Origin of the sequence: Mangrovicoccus sp. HB161399 (assembly GCF_013184745.1) — a bacterium.
In the GTDB taxonomy this organism is placed as follows: Bacteria; Pseudomonadota; Alphaproteobacteria; order Rhodobacterales; family Rhodobacteraceae; genus Mangrovicoccus.
Genome location: NZ_JAATVU010000305.1, coordinates 1 through 600, shown reverse-complemented (window position 1 = coordinate 600; position 600 = coordinate 1). Strand labels below are relative to the sequence as shown.

Genomic DNA, 600 nt, shown 5'->3' with positions numbered 1-600 from the left:
CCCCGCCGGAGCGGTCTGTGCGGCCCCGCCGCCTTGTGGAAGCGGCGGGGCCAACCCGGGCCAGGGGCGGGCTGGTGGCGGCCGGGTGTCTTGTGGCGCATGCGGCGGGCTCCGGTTTCCTGCATGGGGCCGCATGCGCTCCGGGCTTGTGGTCGCCCGGTATCCTGCTGCGCGCCCCGGGCCAGGGAGGAGAAAGACCCGGGGGCGCGCTCTCCGCGGCCGACCCCTCAGCCGCGGAACTCCGTCAATCCGGCTCGCCGACCGTCATCAGCCCGGCGCGGATCAGGTCCAGCCTGCGCTGGCCCAGCTGGTCGGTGCTGGCGGTGTGGGCAATGAGCCAGTCGATCGCCGAGGCGCGCACCAGCGCGGGCGCGCGGGCGTCGCAGGCGAGCGTCAGGTGCTCGGCATAGGTGTTCTTCACGTAGCGCGGATCATAGTCCCAGAGGACCTTGATCGCCTGGTCGCGGACCTCGACCGGATGGCTGCCGTTCATGATCAGGCGGGAGCGGCGCAGCGCGAAGGCGCGGTCGCTGGCGGGGATGGCGATCATGTTGCGATACCTCCGTTGCCTATGGAATTGGACAAATCTTGCGGGGTGGC

At 71.5% G+C, this 600-nt stretch carries 1 protein-coding gene; it reads right to left on the bottom strand.

Features of this window, described 5'->3' with window-relative positions:
* Nucleotides 1-244: 244 nt before the first annotated feature.
* Nucleotides 245-550 (bottom strand): hypothetical protein, encoded by a 306-nt coding sequence (locus tag HCC78_RS33040; protein WP_172332880.1) that lies wholly within the window; start codon nucleotides 548-550, stop codon nucleotides 245-247.
* Nucleotides 551-600 lie beyond the last annotated feature (50 nt).